The 16512-nt window shown below is 35.0% G+C and carries 20 protein-coding genes and 2 pseudogenes; 21 read left to right on the top strand and 1 reads right to left on the bottom strand.

Annotated elements, in window-relative coordinates:
• Positions 1-142 precede the first annotated feature (142 nt).
• The 12 genes and pseudogenes from RMA95_RS15495 to RMA95_RS15440 all read left to right on the top strand — a co-directional run bounded on the left by RMA95_RS15495 (position 143) and on the right by RMA95_RS15440 (position 8775).
• Positions 143-547 (top strand): hypothetical protein, encoded by a 405-nt coding sequence (locus RMA95_RS15495; RefSeq protein ID WP_311071752.1) that lies wholly within the window; start codon positions 143-145, stop codon positions 545-547.
• A gap of 488 nt (positions 548-1035) precedes the next feature.
• The gene (locus tag RMA95_RS15490; RefSeq protein ID WP_311071750.1) at positions 1036-1494 is read left to right on the top strand and encodes an SUKH-3 domain-containing protein; all 459 of its coding nucleotides are present in this window, start codon (positions 1036-1038) and stop codon (positions 1492-1494) included.
• A 103-nt stretch (positions 1495-1597) separates the two neighbouring features.
• Positions 1598-1936, top strand: a pseudogene (locus RMA95_RS15485) (hypothetical protein); the annotation flags it as partial.
• A gap of 306 nt (positions 1937-2242) precedes the next feature.
• Positions 2243-3297: pseudogene (locus RMA95_RS15480) on the top strand (RHS repeat domain-containing protein); the annotation flags it as partial.
• A gap of 2 nt (positions 3298-3299) precedes the next feature.
• Complete coding sequence (locus RMA95_RS15475; protein WP_311071748.1) at positions 3300-3803, top strand: hypothetical protein; 504 nt, start codon at positions 3300-3302, stop codon at positions 3801-3803.
• Positions 3804-3974: 171 nt separating this feature from the next.
• Positions 3975-4367, top strand: coding sequence for a hypothetical protein (locus RMA95_RS15470; RefSeq protein ID WP_311071746.1), 393 nt, complete (start codon positions 3975-3977; stop codon positions 4365-4367).
• Between the two features lie 392 nt (positions 4368-4759).
• Complete coding sequence (locus RMA95_RS15465; protein WP_311071743.1) at positions 4760-5086, top strand: hypothetical protein; 327 nt, start codon at positions 4760-4762, stop codon at positions 5084-5086.
• 184 nt (positions 5087-5270) lie between these two features.
• On the top strand, positions 5271-5549 hold the full coding sequence (locus tag RMA95_RS15460) for a hypothetical protein (RefSeq protein ID WP_311071742.1): 279 nt from the start codon (positions 5271-5273) through the stop codon (positions 5547-5549).
• Positions 5550-5691: 142 nt separating this feature from the next.
• Entirely contained in the window at positions 5692-6132 is a 441-nt protein-coding gene (locus RMA95_RS15455; RefSeq protein WP_311071740.1) for a hypothetical protein, read from the top strand.
• Between the two features lie 280 nt (positions 6133-6412).
• Entirely contained in the window at positions 6413-6730 is a 318-nt protein-coding gene (locus RMA95_RS15450) for a hypothetical protein (protein WP_002133213.1), read from the top strand.
• Between the two features lie 211 nt (positions 6731-6941).
• Positions 6942-7886 carry a DUF4424 family protein gene (locus tag RMA95_RS15445; protein ID WP_311071738.1) on the top strand — a complete coding sequence of 315 codons (945 nt, stop codon included), beginning with the start codon at positions 6942-6944 and terminating at the stop codon, positions 7884-7886.
• 91 nt (positions 7887-7977) lie between these two features.
• Positions 7978-8775: an SDR family NAD(P)-dependent oxidoreductase gene (locus RMA95_RS15440; RefSeq protein WP_311071736.1), complete on the top strand. Its 798-nt coding sequence runs from the start codon at positions 7978-7980 to the stop codon at positions 8773-8775.
• Here RMA95_RS15440 and RMA95_RS15435 read toward each other — a convergent pair.
• Positions 8772-9374, bottom strand: a complete 603-nt coding sequence (locus RMA95_RS15435) for a DoxX family protein (RefSeq protein WP_311071735.1) — start codon at positions 9372-9374, stop codon at positions 8772-8774. The two genes, RMA95_RS15440 and RMA95_RS15435, sit on opposite strands and share 4 nt — an antisense overlap.
• A gap of 164 nt (positions 9375-9538) precedes the next feature.
• On the opposite strand from RMA95_RS15435, the gene RMA95_RS15430 reads away from it, so the two are divergent.
• From RMA95_RS15430 to RMA95_RS15390, 9 genes are all read left to right on the top strand, one after another.
• Complete coding sequence (locus RMA95_RS15430) at positions 9539-9847, top strand: hypothetical protein (protein WP_174736082.1); 309 nt, start codon at positions 9539-9541, stop codon at positions 9845-9847.
• A gap of 69 nt (positions 9848-9916) precedes the next feature.
• Positions 9917-10780: a DUF692 domain-containing protein gene (locus tag RMA95_RS15425; RefSeq protein WP_311071732.1), complete on the top strand. Its 864-nt coding sequence runs from the start codon at positions 9917-9919 to the stop codon at positions 10778-10780.
• A complete protein-coding gene (locus RMA95_RS15420; RefSeq protein ID WP_311071730.1) occupies positions 10731-11492 on the top strand; it encodes a putative DNA-binding domain-containing protein in 762 nt (253 codons plus the stop codon). The genes RMA95_RS15425 and RMA95_RS15420 overlap by 50 nt, the downstream gene beginning before the upstream one ends.
• Positions 11489-12109, top strand: coding sequence for an RNA polymerase factor sigma-70 (locus tag RMA95_RS15415; RefSeq protein WP_004702529.1), 621 nt, complete (start codon positions 11489-11491; stop codon positions 12107-12109). Before RMA95_RS15420 ends, RMA95_RS15415 begins: the two co-directional genes overlap by 4 nt.
• Positions 12103-12282, top strand: a complete 180-nt coding sequence (locus RMA95_RS15410) for a zf-HC2 domain-containing protein (protein ID WP_311071727.1) — start codon at positions 12103-12105, stop codon at positions 12280-12282. Before RMA95_RS15415 ends, RMA95_RS15410 begins: the two co-directional genes overlap by 7 nt.
• 90 nt (positions 12283-12372) lie before the next feature.
• The gene (gene mumR / locus RMA95_RS15405; RefSeq protein WP_309454793.1) at positions 12373-13284 is read left to right on the top strand and encodes a LysR family transcriptional regulator MumR; all 912 of its coding nucleotides are present in this window, start codon (positions 12373-12375) and stop codon (positions 13282-13284) included.
• A 343-nt stretch (positions 13285-13627) separates the two neighbouring features.
• A complete protein-coding gene (locus RMA95_RS15400) occupies positions 13628-14881 on the top strand; it encodes an NRAMP family divalent metal transporter (RefSeq protein WP_077168285.1) in 1254 nt (417 codons plus the stop codon).
• A 34-nt stretch (positions 14882-14915) separates the two neighbouring features.
• Positions 14916-15680, top strand: coding sequence for a 5-oxoprolinase subunit PxpA (locus RMA95_RS15395; protein ID WP_311071721.1), 765 nt, complete (start codon positions 14916-14918; stop codon positions 15678-15680).
• A 2-nt stretch (positions 15681-15682) separates the two neighbouring features.
• Positions 15683-16498 (top strand): putative hydro-lyase, encoded by an 816-nt coding sequence (locus RMA95_RS15390; RefSeq protein ID WP_311071719.1) that lies wholly within the window; start codon positions 15683-15685, stop codon positions 16496-16498.
• Positions 16499-16512: the final 14 nt, after the last annotated feature.

Here is a 16512-nt window from a genome sequence, read left to right as displayed (position 1 = left end):
GTGCGAGGTATAACTATTCTATCCAAAAGAAAAATAAGTATCAAAGATGATTCTTATTTTTCTTGCTACTTAATTTAAGTGGTAATCTTTTGATAAATTTTTTTAAAGTATGTGATAGTAGAGAAATTAAGAGTTGGATAATTTGATAGACCAATTGTATGATTTGGAACTAGAGCAAGCATATTTTGTATACATAAAATTTTGCTATAAAATAATACCTTTATTAAATAATATTAATTCAGAATATATTATAGAGTCTATTCAAAAAGCTAAGTCATTCTGGTTTGATAGCAAAAGTAATATTGATGAAAAAGAGATAATTAATAGAAGAGTAAAAATATTAAAATATATGGAAGAGAAAGATATTGACTTTAATATTAATAGTGAGCCTGAACTAAAGTTTTCTATTATACCTTTATGGACTAAACCACCTTCTGAAGATATAGGTGATAGCTTAGATTGGGCTTTTACATTACTTAAAGTAATTAATATACCAGATGATATTGTTAAAACTAAACTATATGAAGCTTTAAATGATATACCTTAGGAAATAATGAAATTATTATATAGGGCATTTTATTTCCAAAGACTCGATTGGATTAATTGGGTAGAGATAAGGTATATGCTTATACGCCGAGTCCAGTAGGGTGGATTAATCCACTAGTTAAGCTCTAAAGTAGGACCTAATGCGTATGATGAGGCAGTTAAGAAGGTAAAACAATAAGAGAAGCCAGGGCTGATTACCAACTGCAGCTTGTGCCGTAGTAAATAAACGTACAGGCAATCTACATTATGGCACAAGTGCTATCCAGCCTAAAAACATCCATGCTGATTTAAGTGTCTTCCGTCTATTGAGCAATGGACAGTTAATAATTGTGCAAAAGTTAATGCGGTAAATAAAGCATTAAAAATTTTTCAAATAGAAGAGACTCGGAAATGGCTACTGTTCGTACTAGAAATGGCGAAGCATTTCCTTGTTGTAGGAACTGTCAAGTAACTTTTAAATATGACAAAGTGTTAACAGGAAAGAAATAAATGCAAGAATCCAATTTTGATTTAAATGCTAATATTGAAGAATATTTAATCAATTGTGGTTGGTATACAGGAAGAAAAATAGATAGTGAACACATCATAGAAGCATGGAAAGCGGATAAATATAAAATTTTTAATTCTGCTATAATTTTTTTCCAAAGTTTTAATGGATTAAATATAGCTCATGAGGCATATAGAGGAAAAGAAAAAGATTTTTCGTATTTTAATTCTATTAAAGCAACAAAAGGTATAGATCCTGCCTGGATATTTGAAGAGTATTCATTAAAGGCAGGAAGTGACCTATTACCAATTGGATTGGGCTATAGTGAACATTTAACATATTTTATTGATCCATCATTTAAGTTTTATGGTGGTTATGATGACTATTTTTGCAAAATTGGGGATTCAGTTAATAGCTTTTTTAATAATATTTTTTATGAAAAAAACTTTATTCAATTGTAAGTAATTAAAAAATTAACAGTCAAATACTATAAAAATTTTGACTGTTAATTAATGTATAATTGAAAAATATTTATAAATATTTTAACTAATTTTTTTGGTTTTTATGGGCTTTTATACAATTTATCCATCTGAGTATATTAGTAGAGATTTTTCTTTTGATTTGAAAGGGAAGCAAGAAATTATCATTGATTATTTTAAATTTGACTTAAGTAATCAATTTTTAAAAAATCCTAGAATAAATTTAGATTTTGACAATATTTTTGCAGATCAATTGAATGGAATATTGGAGACGGATTTTTATTATTCATCTTCAGGAATTTTACTTTTTTCAAAAAGATTTTTTAATGAAATGAAGGAAGTTCTTGCAGACGAATGTGATTTCTATCGATGTTATGTAAGAAATCAAGAAGCAGATATTTATGCTATGTATATTAAAAGAAAAAATAATTTATTAGATGAAGGTGACTTTATAAAAAATGATCTAGTAGTAGATGACTTTTTTATTGCTAGAGATACTGATAAACCTTATATCTACGTAGTGAGCAAAAAAATTGTAGATATTGTTAAAAAATTTAAATTCAAAATGAATTTCTTGGAATACTAGAATTAATAATTTTTAATAGTGAGTTAATTATTTAAATTATTAATTCACTATTAGACCTGAAGATTTTTTATTTTTGGCAACATGGGATATTTAGAATAGTTGACAGAGAGTTATATGTGGGCAATACGGTTTAGAATATAAAATACGGCAGAGTACCGCTATGATGCATTAGGACGCCGGATTCAAAAGCGAAGTAAACATCATCATACCGGTGGTGAACATAACATCATTTATGGATGGGATGGCAATACACTTGCTTATGAGTCGAATGAGCAAATTACCAAGCATTATATATATATGAGAAAGATTCATTTGTACCACTGGCACAGGCGGTTTATGCAGAAGAAATAGAGCTTCATCAAACACCTGACTGGGCAGATAAGCCTTATAGTTTACAACGTGACCCATTATGGAAAGTAACCAAAACTGCAAAAGACTTTAAAGATTTTTGGTTCTATCATTGTGATCATTTGGGTACACCACAAGAAATGACGGATCATACAGGTGCGGTCATTTGGAAAGCTGAATATAAGGCTTGGGGTGAGTGTAAAGCTGAAAAAGCTAAATCTAACTTCTTTGAAGATTCTGAGATCATCAGTAATAATATCCGCTTCCAAGGGCAATATTTCGACCAAGAAACAGGGCTTCATTACAACCGTTATCGTTATTACTCGCCTTATGTGGGACGGTTTGTAAGTAAAGATCCAATTGGATTATTGGGTGGACTCAATTTTTATCAATATGCTTATAACCCTTTAAAATGGATTGATCCTCTAGGACTGAAACAAAAAGGTTTAGAGGAAAGAAAAGGTAATAGACGACGTAGGGAAAATTCTAAATCGGGTCTTTATACGAAACATACGCAAGCGAAATGCAAAGATACCGCTATAAAATATTCAAGTCATGGTAAACCTGCTCAATATTGGAGTAGTAGCTTTGGGTGTAGTGCAACAGCACCACAAGTAACAGCTTTCAGGAATAAAATAGAAAAAGAAGGTTTGTCAAAAGGTATAGAATATGAAAATGATGGTAAAGGATCACATTACTATATTTATGATGCTGGAAGAGTAATTGGTTACAATGATGGAAAACCTACACAGTATATGCGTATTGAAGTTTCTTCAAGTACGAATGAGTTCCATGGACATCCAATATCCGAAGCACGTTATAATGGTTATTATCGCAAAAGGATTAATTAAGTATGAGTTATGAGTCTTTTTTAAATGAAAATTTTTTGCTTCCAATAAAAGCAACTAGAAATTGGCTAATTGTAAAAAATTATTTGTATAATGTGGACTTAAAATGGTTGAACTCATTAGATGAAAATGACAAATTTGATGTTGTGGATGCATATTTCTATGCAAATATTTTCTATGCGGCTAATGAAACTGAAATAAAATCAGTAAAATATAAGACAATTTTAGATGTATATATTATTCCTAAAATTGAAAATGATGTATATGTCGGTTTTGAATATGAACTTAGTATAAATCTAGCTAACTCAAGTGAGAAAAATAAAATTTTAGATTTTATTGAGTTTGAGGTGGAAAATATTTTTAATTTATTAGAGCTAATTAATATTTTTTTACCATTTTTATCGCTTAATTTAAATGAAATTATTCAAAATGAAAGCTATCAAATTAGTAATTTTTTAGAAGATTTAGTAAGGAAGAGTAACTTAGGGAAAAAAATATCAAGAGATTGATATTTTGATTACGAAAAACTGATAAATATTGATAGAAAAATATATAGAGCTTGTGTTAATGGTTTAAAAATTTCTATATATTTTTTATTAAAATTTAATTAATTTAGATAGGGTGGTAAATACACATTTATTGTATAAAAAAGATTTGATCGTAGATGGGAAAGGCTGTTGGTGAAAAGTAAGCTCTGGAAAAAATATAAATTTCAAACTGAATCTAATAAATTTTATTCTATTTTATCAGATTCAGATTTTAATAAGGAGGATGGAGTTAAGTTAAATCCTTATATAAATAGTGAAAATTTAATGGATAAAGAGGTTGTAGTAATTCAGGAAATGGATTTAACAGATTTACCGTGTTTTAATATCCGAAATACAGATATTGGTATTTTTTTGGAAATATATAGTTTAAATCAAACAGATGTGCATATTGTTGATAATAACTTTAATATTAAAGATGTGCTTGAATTAGTGAATAAACTGAGCCAATTTAGTTATGTCTCTGCATTGAAATATATTAAATTTAAATATGGATTTAAAGATCAATATATTTTTTTTGAAAATTAATTAATACTTATATTTTAAATTAATCTCTTGAGGCTTAATTTAAATAAAGTTTTATAAAAAATTTAATTTAATAAATGTATATAAAGCCTGATAGTGTTCAGGATTTATATATATTCAATAGCTCAAAGGAAAGTAAATGGATGGGAGCAATATTTATATAAAGTTGGTGCCAATCCAAATGATGTAAATCCTATAGAATAGTTAGTCATCATCAACCTGATAAGCAGCATGTTTGTGCACATTGGCATGTTGGTATACCTAAACGACTTCATAGTTATAATTTTTCTTTGGCTGGTCAGAGCAGCAAGATTAAAGAATCGTTGTCATAAGTCATATTTGGGAATACCAAGCGGGAAATTTAAAGTTAACGGTCCAAAAGGCGATTATGAGTTATGAGTACTAAAGAATGGCGTGAACTTTTTAATAGAAATGAGTATCACGAAATCACGGGATCTTATCTTTTAGTTATTGAGGACGCAAAGAGAAAATTTGAAGAGATTTCCAAGGGGGAATGGGATCTGAAGAAATATATAGTATGGCTACAAATCTCAACTAATCAAAAATATGCATCAATAGGTTTTATTCCAAATATTGAAAACTTCATTGATGTAATACCATTTGAAATTCCTAATCAAGGAATGTATCAAAACGGACGAGGTGTACAATTTTATTATGAAATTGATAATGTAGAGCTTAAAGAAACCATCTTTATGAGATGATTTATACTGTATGTAATTAACATATAAATTCGTGTTATATAAAAGAAAGTCAATCATATGTAAACCATTTTTTGTAATTGGCTTTTGTTTTGTAAATTATTCTTTCTAATAAAGATCAAGAAGTATTGATTGGAGACTCAATACCATCTAAGGCGTATCGAATTATAAACTGAGGTAATTAATTGTGAAGTTTGAAGAGTTTAATCAAATTATAGATAAGCTTTCGGAACAGGAAGAATATGAAAAATTTGATGAAATCTTAGATGATCAAATAGATGAAATAATAAAGTTAGATAGTAAAGAAATTGAAAAATATTTAATGCTTTATGCCTCATTAGCAGGAGAGGCTGAATCTTTAGCTAGATTTGATAAATTATTTAATAAGGCAGTATCTTTAGGAAAAATTAAACAGACTGCTTTAAAAAAATATGAGGAATTATCACCAGCTTATAGATGGTTGTAGTTTGTATAAAATTTCAAAATAGAACTTTATATTTGCTATTAGGTTCTATTTTTAGGTAATTATGAATATTTTTCATATATAAATCAAAAATGAATTTATATTTTTATTGTAATTTTAATATAGTAGGACTAGTGCATAAGTTATGAATTTAATTAAAGATATTGAAGGGTTTTGTAGAAAATATGAGATTGATTTTTCAATAATGTCTTTAGATTTAACCGATGAAATTAATGAGTTTATGACCCCTTTATGGAAGGGAACAACAGGCAAAATGAATTGGGAAATCACAAATACAGACTTTTTAAAATTGAGTTTTCCAAATGAAATTGATAATAGTGTGATAAATGAAATTGTCTCGAATTTAAAATTTAAATTATTAAATGAGGAGAGCGTATATTTATATTTTTCCGGATCTGAACCAGTGATCAAGATAAATATTAACAAATTTTTTCTGAATTTATTTAACTTTATGGATGAATTTTGTTTTCTGGATTTTATTTATTTTTTAAGTATAGATAGTTCCAAAAAAGATATAAAATTAGTGGAGTTGAGAATTTTTGAATATATATGCGGGAATTTATGATTTTATATTAATCTTGATAATTAGGGGGTTACATAAATAATTTTAAATAAATTTTTCTTGGAACACTATAAAATTAATAATCTTATTTCTTATGTATTGAATAGAAAGAGTAAACATCCATACTTACAAAGAGCATGGTAATGTTTTTACGACAACTCAACTATCAATAAAACTGACAGAATCTAACTTTTTATATCAAATAAAAGCAGTTATCTTAATTCTACTTGAGCACAAACTCTTAGAGTGCTCACCTTTTCGTTAAATTTTTTAGGTATTTAAAATGAATAAAATGCATGTAACTTTGGCTGTAGTAGTCGGTTTAATTGTTGGTGGTGTAGTGGGTGCTCTAGGTTATTCGAAAACTGCTGCACGTTATGATGCTATGACCACCGCATGTGTAATGGTGAATCAGGCGGTTGAACACGGAATTTTAAAGCCTGAACAAGTAAAAGAGTTAGGTGAGCTTACAGGTCAAACCCTTAAGAAAGATTATGCTTCTGTAGCATCAAAATTTAAGTTTTCCGAAAAGCAATTAGGCAATGCTTCTGAAGGATCTAATTGTAGCCAGTTTATTGTTGGTGTAAACGCAGCGAAGTAATCACGTTTAAAGCTATAAAAAATAAATTCGCTTCATTTATTCTTAATTTAAAATGCATCGACCACATTTAACGGTGTTTGATGCAATCTATTTACCCTATTTTATATTGGTATGTTTTAGAAGAATGAAAAATATTAACAGCACTTAATCTTAAAACAGCTATCATTTAGGTTGATATTTCATAATCAAAAAATGATATAGAGACTTTAAAATGAAAAAGCTTGCAATGACTTTAGCTGTTTTGGTTCCACTCTCAAGCTATAGCTTAGCCAATGACTCTACGGGTTATGTCGGTACAGGTGGCATTCAGTATTTAAAAAACTCACAAGTTGCTATGCAGAGTGAAGATTTATTTATTAGTAAAAAGATGATTAAAGTCGATTATCTATATAAAAATTTAAGTAATAAGGATGTCACTGAAACCGTTTTATTTCCGCTACCACGTGTAGATAACTTTTTTGAAGCAGATTTTGCAAATACTGAAGCGCTTTTAAAAAGCTTTAAAATTGTAGTGGATGGTCAAAATATAAAACCCGAAATGCATGTCAGAACATTTATTCAAAAAGATGAAAAATCGCCTTTACTGGATGTAACCGATGAGTTTAAGCAATGCGGTTTTACTGAAAAAGACATGCTCAATCCATGGACGCGCAACAATGATAATTATGATGATTATGTAGATAAGCTAAAACAATGTAATAAACCACAAATGCAGAAAATTGTAGCCCAATTTGAAAAAGATGATGTGATTCCATGGTCATCTCAAGTTATTTATAGCTGGAAGCAAACCTTTAAAGCAAATGGCTTAACTAAAATTCACCATGAATATAAGCCGTTAGTGGGCGGTTCTGTTGCGCTATATCCAGACGAAGATAGCAAGCAATTTTGCATGGATAAACAATTTAAGCAGGGTCTTAAAAAAGCACAGGCAGAAAATTCACCGTTTAGTGCGTTAGGTTATATTTTGACGACAGGTGCTAACTGGGCAAAGCCTATTGAAAACTTTAAGTTAACGATTGAACGTGATAAAAGCGAACTGGTTTCATTTTGTTGGGATGGCAAAGTCAACAAAATTAGTCCGACTCAATTTCAAATGACCAAAACCAAGTTTGTACCAAAACAAGACTTAGACGTTATTTTTGTTCATCTGCCATAAGCTCATACAAACTTTAAACTGTATAAAATTGCATCACTTTTGATTGTGTGTCATAACCTAACTATGGCGCACAATAACAAGAGGATGCTGTATGTTGCTCAAGGGAAAAGTAGCAGTAATTTTTGGAGGGAGCGGTGCAATTGGCGCTGCGATTGCGCAGGTTCTTCTTCGTGAAGGAGCACATGTTTATTTATGCGCAAGAGATTTAAATAAACTGCAAAACATTGCGATACAACTGCAAAAATACGAAGGCGCGGTACATATCGTCAGTGTCGATGTGCTAGATAGCCAAGCAACCAGTGAGGCAGTTGCTCAAATTGCTCAAAATACTGGTGGGCTAGATTTGGTCATCAATGCGACCAGTTTTATTCATAATCAAGGCAAAGAAATTTTAGAGTTAAACCTTGATGAGTTCGTTGGGGGAATAAATCCATTTCTAACGGCGCAGTTTAATATCTCTAAAGCTGTGGTTCCTTATATGGGCGGTAAGCGCGGCGGAACCATCATTTCAATTGTGGCGCCTTCAGCTCGGATGGCAATACCGGGACATTTAGGACATATTGTGGGCTGTGCTGGTATTGAGGCATTTATTAAGGCGCTTGCCAGTGAGCTAGGCCCTAAAAATATACGGGTACTCGGTGTACGCTCACATGCAATTATTGATGCTGTTCAAGCGGGTTCTTATACACGTGAATTGTTTGAGTCTAAAGCACAGGCCATGGGACTCAGCATAGGACAATGGCTTGAAGGTGCTGCTCAGAGCACCATGCTAAAGCGGTTACCGACACTTTCACAAGTTGCAGAAACCGCCGCTTTTCTTGCATCAGAGCATGCGAACGCAATGACGGCAACGGTTGTAAATATGACTGCTGGTGCAATAATCGATTAGCGTAGTTTATTTCTAATCCAATAATCTAAACTAAAGTAACGGCCACCTCCAAGTACAAGCAGAGCTAGTAACATCACCATATAGGTCGCGGCAAATTCAATTCCGTTATTTAAAATAACAAACGAGCCGCTCGATGTAAGCCAGTCATAGTTGCCATAGTTCTGTAAGATCTCTCGAGCTTTATCTAACTTTTCAGCGGAAGCCAATACTTGTATGTTCGCGAAGGGAGCATGCGGGTCTGCAATTGCTTGCCATCCATTTGGGAGGTGTACCGTAAATATTGCAACTAACATGGTAATAATAAGAGGAATACTAATTAAACGGGTAAATAAACCTAATGTTAAAAGTATAGCACCTGCCAGTTCAGTTGACGTTGCAAGCACGGCCATTAAATAGGGAAAAGGAAGGCCCAATCCTCCATCTGAACTACCGAACCATTCTACAATATCATTGAAGTGCATCAGTTTATTTGTGCCCGCCATCCAAAATATAGGAACTAGATACAATCGAATAGCCAATGCGGCAATGCCGTCAATATGTTGTAAAGACTTACCGAGGTTTTGATAATATTGAGATAAGCCATAAATAAAGTTCTTCATGATAATTTCACATCCAATGCGATTGAATAATAATTAGTCGGATGGAAACTGTATTTCTTACATAAAAAATTTTTTTATTTACGGTGTAATAAAAAAGGATTTAGTCCGTCTAACTTTATGTACATGTGTACAAACCGAGAAATTAGCATTAAAGGAATACGAAAATGAGCAAACTCAACTCAATGACTTCAGTGGCAGCATTATTAGCACTTTCAGTTGCAGGTGCTACGCAAATGGCTGTAGCAGCAACCAATACAACAACCGAAGTACATGCAACCAAAGCAGCAGATGGTAAATGCGGTGAAGCGAAATGCGGAGCTAACAAAATGAAAAAACATGAAAAATCTGCGGAAGCAAAATGTGGAGCAGCTAAAAAAGCAGCAGATGGTAAATGTGGTGCAACTAAAAAAGCAGCGGACGGTAAGTGCGGTGCAGATAAAAAAGTTGCTGATGGCAAGTGTGGCGCTAAGTAAACCATCTGATCATGGATGATGTCGGCCTTCTATTAAGTGTCGGCATCATTTCCAAAAGGAGAAGTCACCATGATGCAGTTGAATGGTGTAGGGCTTGGTTTAAGACGTGACTTTATAGATGCGTTTCTAACGGCAAAAACATATCCCGACTTTATTGAGGTTGCCCCAGAAAACTGGTTAGGTTTTGGTGGTCGACATGCAAAACTACTTGCACAGTGTGCTGAAAAAGCACCGTTAATTTGTCACGGCTTGTCATTATCTATTGGGGGGCCGCATCCACTTAATCTCGAATTTATAGGTAAAGTAAAAAGCTTTTTAGAACAATACGAAGTGCCTATTTATTCTGAACATTTAAGTTATACAAATGATGGCGGCTATTTATACGATTTGTTGCCCATACCGATGACGGAAGCAGCTGTTAAATATGTGGCTGAACGCATTCTGCGTGTACAGGATATTTTAGGGAAAAGATTAGTCATAGAGAATGTTTCTACTTACGTCATGCCGAATGCCGAAATGAGTGAAGCCGAATTTATTCGTGGAGTGATTCAACATGCTGACTGTGATTTGCTGCTTGATGTAAATAATGTCTATGTCAACAGTACCAATCATGGTGGCGATGCATTCGGATTTATTCAGAACATGCCAAAGGAACGAATTCGTTACTTACATATTGCTGGACATGAAAAAGTTCAGAAGAACTTATTAATCGATACCCATGGGGCGGAAGTTTGTGACCGTGTTTGGGAGTTGTTGAGATATACCTATCAAGTATGTGGAATAAAACCGACATTATTGGAACGCGATTTTAATATTCCATCATGGCAAGAATTAGAAGAGGAACTCGCCAAAATCAAACTCATTCAACAACAGGAGACTGGCTATGAAGGGAAATCAAATATCCTTCCAAACTATGCAGCAACAGTTTTGTGACTGGATTCGTGATCCTGATTTGGAATTACCTCAAGCACTTCCTCCTCAAAGAATGCAAATTTATAGAGATTTACTTTTTAATAATATTTGTTCATTTATTGACTTAGTTTATCCAGTAGCTCGTGCGATGTTACCAGAGTTAAAGTGGCAACAATTGCTGTTAGAGTTTTTTCAAAAAGCTAAAAGCCGCTCACCTTTATACAATGATATCTCTTTAGAGTTTAGAGAGTATTTAACAGAGCAACAGCATCCGATATTACAAGAGTATCCTTGGTTGGCTGAGTTATTACAGTTTGAATGGCTAGAATTATATTTAGACACTGTTGAAATTGAAAAAGTAGTCTTACAGGAAAACTGTGCTTGGCAGTTAACCACTAAAGTATGGGTATTGGTTTATCAATATCCCGTTTATACGTGGACGACTTTAATGACACCAGAACAGGTAGAACTTGCACCCGGTGCAGTAATGGTCTGGCGCGATGAACAAGATAGCGTATGTATTGAACAACTCTCTCCACTGTTTGCGATGCTGATTGAACAGTTAACTCAAAATATAGCGTTAACTGACCATGATATTTTCACCCTTATTCAATCTGTACTCGCTAACTTGTCTGAGTCTGAAATTTATCTGCAAATTCAAGAACTCAAAAACCTCTTATCTCGACTACAATTAATCCAAACTCTCCATGATTTTAAAGAGGCACAAGCATGACTTCAGCCGCGGCATCACGTCATGACGACTTAGGGGATCAACTGCATAACCCAGCCTTTTTACAAGACTTAAGGCAGCAAATGATTAAATTTGCTTTTTTACAGTTATCCTCACTTCCGCAAGCTGAAGATGTAGTGCAAGAGGCTTTAACCAGTGCTTTCCAAAACTTAGATTCATTTAAAGGGCGGGCTGCGTTCAAAACATGGGTATTCGCTATTTTAAAAAATAAAATTATTGATGTGGTTCGGCAAAAGTCACGTTTGGTTGCCATGTCTGAATTATTTAAAGATGAGGAAAGCGAACTCAGTGTTGATGAATTGTTTGATGCTTCAGGACACTGGCATAAATATGAAGCACCTCAAGCATGGCAAAGCCCTGAAGAAATGATGGAGCAGTCAGATTTTTGGATAATTTTTGAAGCCTGTTTAGATCATTTGCCTGCCAAATATGCTCAGGTTTTTATGATGAGAGAAGTGGTAGAGCTGAGTTCTAACGAAATTTGTAGCAAGCTGGAGTTATCTATTTCAAACTTTAATGTGTTGATGTACCGAAGTCGTACCCGATTACGCGAATGCTTAGAAAATAAATGGTTATTGAAGGAGGATTGTTCATGTTGACATGCCGACAAGCCACTCAACTATTGTCTGAGAAACAAGATAGACCGCTTTTTTTACGTGAGCAAAGTAGTTTACAACTACATTTGTTGGCATGCCGATCATGCCGCCGTTATGCAAAACAGATCAAAACAATTAGTCAGCTTTCTAAAGCATTTAAAAATTTGGATGACTAACTTTAGTTAAATATTTATTTATTGCTGGCCTTAACACGCTAAAAGCTTACATACTATAAAAGTAAAGGAATTTTTAAGACAGGATGAAACGTGAATTTAAAGAATCTTGAAGCATTTTATTGGGTTGTGACGTTAAATAGCTTCAATAAGGCGGCAACTAAATTACAAACGACGCAGCCTGCGGTATCTCAAAAAATCACATCTCTTGAAAATGAATTAGGTTTTAAGGTTTTAGACCGAAGCTTACGGCAGTTTAAACTGACCCATAAAGGCATGACTTTATTTAAATATGCCGAAAAGTTTATGCGCCTAGAAACCGATCTGGTCGCAGAACTGACCGAAAACCAGCACCTGACGGGAACCATCCGTTTAGGCGTTTCCGAAACGATCGTGTATACATGGTTGGTCGAATATATTGAAAAAGTTCAACAAGAGTTCCCAAAAATTTCAGTCGAAATTGTGGTTGACCTGACACCTAACTTACAAGAAGGCGTTCGTACAGGTGACTTGGACATGGCGTTTTTACTTGGGCCAACGTTGGCTTTTGAGTGTATTGAACAGTCGCTATGTAACTTTGAGCTGAGCTTCTTGGCAGCACCTTCATTTAAAGGTGGAATTGGGCAAATGTCTTTTAAAGCCTTAATGTCGCATACCATTTTAACCTATCCAAAAATTACCTATCCCTATAAAGAATTAAAGGCCAAAATGAAAGAAAAGGGCATTGATGAGCCACTTTCAATTACCAGTTATTCTTTAGCGACATTGTTGCGTCTTGCCGAGCAAGGTTTAGGTATTGCGGTCGTACCGACCTTAACGGCGTTAAAGGAAATTACCGACGGACGACTGGAAATATTAAATACGCCTATTCGCTTAAAGACCTTTCATTTCACCTCTATTTATATTCATGGCAATGACGTTGCCTTGAAAGAAAAATTAACCGAGGTCGCTGTTAAAGTCTCAGCGAGTGCCATGAAAAGGCTGAATGAGCAAATTAAAAAATAAGCAGAATCGGTGATCTTTTCATCTCCTTTTTCTTCTCTAAATTATCGCTGCTTGTATGCAAAGTCATAAAAGCAGCTTATGTGCTTCGATAAGTAAAATTTATCCTGACTTTTAATAAAATTAAAAAATAATAAAAATCAAAAACTTAAAAATTTAAATTTATGTAAAAAGTCTTATTGTTCGTAGGGATTAGCTATGTTTTTATTTTAGATACAAGATTTGGTCACCGATTAAGTTGATTGGGGAATAGGGAATCTTTGTCATTTAAAAGGATTAAAGAATATCATTTGGGACGAAAAATGGTGTTCTTGGTTCAACTTGAAAATAGCGTTGTTAAGCTCAAATGGATGAGGAACGCATTAATATGTCTTTACTGAAATCTTCTTTTTTATCAGATCGCCAATGGGCCATTGTAGCCTCAATCTTTATGATGGCGACCTCTGCAATGGGGCCAGGATTTTTAACCCAAACTGCTGTATTTACAGTGAAGTTAGGCGCTGCATTTGGCTTTGCAATTTTAGTTTCCATTCTGATTGATTATGTAGTTCAACAAAATATTTGGCGTGTAGTAACACTCACTCAAATGCGTGCATCAGATATTGCCAATAAAGCATTACCGGGTAGTGGTTATTTACTGGCGTTTCTGGTGATCTTGGGCGGTTTTTTCTTTAGTGTCGGTAATATCGCAGGTGCAGCTTTAGGTTTAAATGCACTTTTTGGCCTAGACACAAAGTGGGGCGGTATTTTAAGTGGTGCATTAGCAATTTTGATTTTTGCATCAAGAAAAGCAACGCTTGCCATGGATAAAAGCATGATCGTGTTGGGATTGCTTAAAATTCTCCTGATTATTATTGTTGCCGTCATTGTAATGCCTCCAGTTGGGCAAGCTGTACATCAAACTTTTGCGCCAGATCATATCGACTTTGCCATTATTACCACTATTGTTGGCGGTACGGTTGGTGGCTATATCTGCTATGCAGGCGCACATCGTTTACTCGATAAAGGCGCGGTTGGCCCTGAAAATATTGATGAAGTTGCAAAAGCTGCGACCAAAGGCATTGTTGTCGTTGGTATCATGCGCTACGTATTGTTTTTAGCATTCTTAGGTGTTGTGGTGAGCGGTGCAACCATTGATTTAGCCAGCCACGATGCCAATCCAGCAGCACAAGCATTCCAATATGCAGCAGGTACATTTGGTTTTAAATTATTTGGTTTAATTTTCTGGGCAGCAGGTATTAGTAGCACCATCGGCGCAGCATATACTTCGGTTTCATTCTTTACTGCCTTTAAAAAGAATTTAACCCCAAAACAAACCAACTATACGACCATTACCTTTATCGCATTAGCTTTATTGCTCTATGTGTTATTGGGTGCAACTCCAGCAGGTCTACTCATTTTTGTCGGTGGTTTTAACGGTTTGGTGTTGCCAATTGGTCTTACAATTTTTGTGTACGTTGCTGCATGCCGTAAAGATTTGATGGGTAATTACAACTATCCAAAATGGTTACTTATTTTGGGTGGGTTAACATGTCTGTTGACGTGGTGGATGGGTTATATGTCATTTACGACAGTGTTTAACTATTTGACCAAACTTTAAGCCAGACGACATGAATTGATAAAGGAATAATGCCATGTTTGTAGATTTAAATAGTGATTTGGGTGAAAGTTTTGGCTCATGGAAAATGGGTAATGATGATCAGATTTTACCTGTCGTGACCAGTGCCAATATTGCTTGTGGCTTTCATGCTGGCGACCCACTCGGCATTTTAAAAACGGTTCGTAAAGCCGTTGAGCTTGGTGTGACCATTGGCGCTCACATGTCTTACCCAGACCTTGTAGGTTTTGGCCGCCGTAATATGGATTTGTCACGTGATGAACTGATTGCCGATGTGCTTTACCAAATTTCTGCACTCGATGGTTTGGCGAAAGTGGCAGGCTCAAAAGTGCAATACGTTAAACCGCATGGCGCGCTTTATAACACCATTGCACATGACCAAGCTCAGGCAGCAGCTGTGATTGATGCCATTAAAATGTATAACCCTGAACTGGTTCTAGTGGCTTTAGCTGGGTCGAACTTAGTCGAGCAGGCACGAGCTGCGGGTTTAAAAGTTGTGTCTGAAGCATTTGCAGACCGCGCTTATAACAGCGATGGTTCACTGGTGTCTCGCCGTCTAGAAGGTGCGGTTTTACATGACTCGGCATTTGTAGCGAGCCGTGTGGTGTCTATGCTTAAAAATGGTGGGGTCGAGTCAATTGATGGCGTATTTACTCCAATTCAAGCCGACACCATTTGCTTACATGGCGACACCGACGGTGCGCTTGAGATGTCGGCAGCCATTAAAGCCGAGCTTGTAAAAAACAATATTGAAATCCGCCCGTTTGTAAACAAAGCATAAGGATGAGCACCATGTATAAGGATATTAAAGTCGACCCAGCTCAGCTTGAAGCCGCTTTAGATGCACGTTTAAAAATCCGTGCAGGTTTCGATAAACCAACAGCGGGCATGGCTGCGGGCATGACGCAGGTCAACATGATTTCGGTGCCAAAAGAATGGGCATATGACTTTTTGCTTTATGCACACCGTAACCCGCAAAGCTGCCCAGTGCTTGATGTGCTCGAAGAAGGCATTTATGCAACTAAGCTTGCGGCAGACTCAGATATCCGCACCGATTTTCCACGTTATCGCATTTGGAAAGATGGCGAAATGGTCGATGAAGTGACCGATGCAAGTGAGATTTATAACGCGCATCCTGATTTAGTGACTTTCTTAATTGGCTGTAGTTTTTCGTTTGAAACGGCTTTGCAAGAAGCGGGCATCGAAGTTCGCCATATTCATGACGATACCAATGTGCCGATGTATTTAAGCAACATACAGTGTGAACCAGCAGGGCGTATTTCAGGAAATATGGTGGTTTCTATGCGACCGATTCCATCGCATCAAATTAGTGAAGCGGTACAAATTACCGCACGCATGCCAAGCGTGCATGGCGCACCTGTACATATTGGTCACCCTGAAAGTTTGGGCATTAAGGATGTAAATAAACCTGACTTTGGTGATGCTTCTCGTATTGAGGCGGGTGAAATTCCAGTGTTTTGGGCATGTGGGGTAACACCGCAAGCAGCAGTGATGAACTCGAAAATTCCCTTTGCGATTAGTCATGCACCGGGTCATATGTTTATTACCGACATTCCTGACCGCGCTTGGATTGGCTAATTGGACTAAAGAAG

This window comes from Acinetobacter sp. V110_1, assembly GCF_031798975.1.
In the GTDB taxonomy this organism is placed as follows: domain Bacteria; phylum Pseudomonadota; class Gammaproteobacteria; order Pseudomonadales; family Moraxellaceae; genus Acinetobacter; species Acinetobacter nosocomialis_A.
This window is presented reverse-complemented; position numbering and strand designations above follow the sequence as displayed.

Excerpts from the sequence above, each read along its gene's own strand:
- RMA95_RS15435 (WP_311071735.1), bottom strand. The coding sequence starts at position 9,374 with ATGAAGAACTTTATTTATGGCTTATCTCAATATTATCAAAACCTCGGT.
- RMA95_RS15430 (WP_174736082.1), top strand. The coding sequence starts at position 9,539 with ATGAGCAAACTCAACTCAATGACTTCAGTGGCAGCATTATTAGCACTT.
- RMA95_RS15450 (WP_002133213.1), top strand. The coding sequence starts at position 6,413 with ATGAATAAAATGCATGTAACTTTGGCTGTAGTAGTCGGTTTAATTGTT.
- RMA95_RS15425 (WP_311071732.1), top strand. The coding sequence starts at position 9,917 with ATGATGCAGTTGAATGGTGTAGGGCTTGGTTTAAGACGTGACTTTATA.
- RMA95_RS15415 (WP_004702529.1), top strand. The coding sequence starts at position 11,489 with ATGACTTCAGCCGCGGCATCACGTCATGACGACTTAGGGGATCAACTG.
- RMA95_RS15490 (WP_311071750.1), top strand. The coding sequence starts at position 1,036 with ATGCAAGAATCCAATTTTGATTTAAATGCTAATATTGAAGAATATTTA.
- RMA95_RS15390 (WP_311071719.1), top strand. The coding sequence starts at position 15,683 with ATGAGCACCATGTATAAGGATATTAAAGTCGACCCAGCTCAGCTTGAA.
- RMA95_RS15395 (WP_311071721.1), top strand. The coding sequence starts at position 14,916 with ATGTTTGTAGATTTAAATAGTGATTTGGGTGAAAGTTTTGGCTCATGG.
- RMA95_RS15445 (WP_311071738.1), top strand. The coding sequence starts at position 6,942 with ATGAAAAAGCTTGCAATGACTTTAGCTGTTTTGGTTCCACTCTCAAGC.
- RMA95_RS15410 (WP_311071727.1), top strand. The coding sequence starts at position 12,103 with ATGTTGACATGCCGACAAGCCACTCAACTATTGTCTGAGAAACAAGAT.
- RMA95_RS15400 (WP_077168285.1), top strand. The coding sequence starts at position 13,628 with ATGGATGAGGAACGCATTAATATGTCTTTACTGAAATCTTCTTTTTTA.
- RMA95_RS15455 (WP_311071740.1), top strand. The coding sequence starts at position 5,692 with ATGAATTTAATTAAAGATATTGAAGGGTTTTGTAGAAAATATGAGATT.
- RMA95_RS15420 (WP_311071730.1), top strand. The coding sequence starts at position 10,731 with ATGAAGGGAAATCAAATATCCTTCCAAACTATGCAGCAACAGTTTTGT.
- RMA95_RS15465 (WP_311071743.1), top strand. The coding sequence starts at position 4,760 with ATGAGTACTAAAGAATGGCGTGAACTTTTTAATAGAAATGAGTATCAC.
- RMA95_RS15440 (WP_311071736.1), top strand. The coding sequence starts at position 7,978 with ATGTTGCTCAAGGGAAAAGTAGCAGTAATTTTTGGAGGGAGCGGTGCA.
- RMA95_RS15475 (WP_311071748.1), top strand. The coding sequence starts at position 3,300 with ATGAGTTATGAGTCTTTTTTAAATGAAAATTTTTTGCTTCCAATAAAA.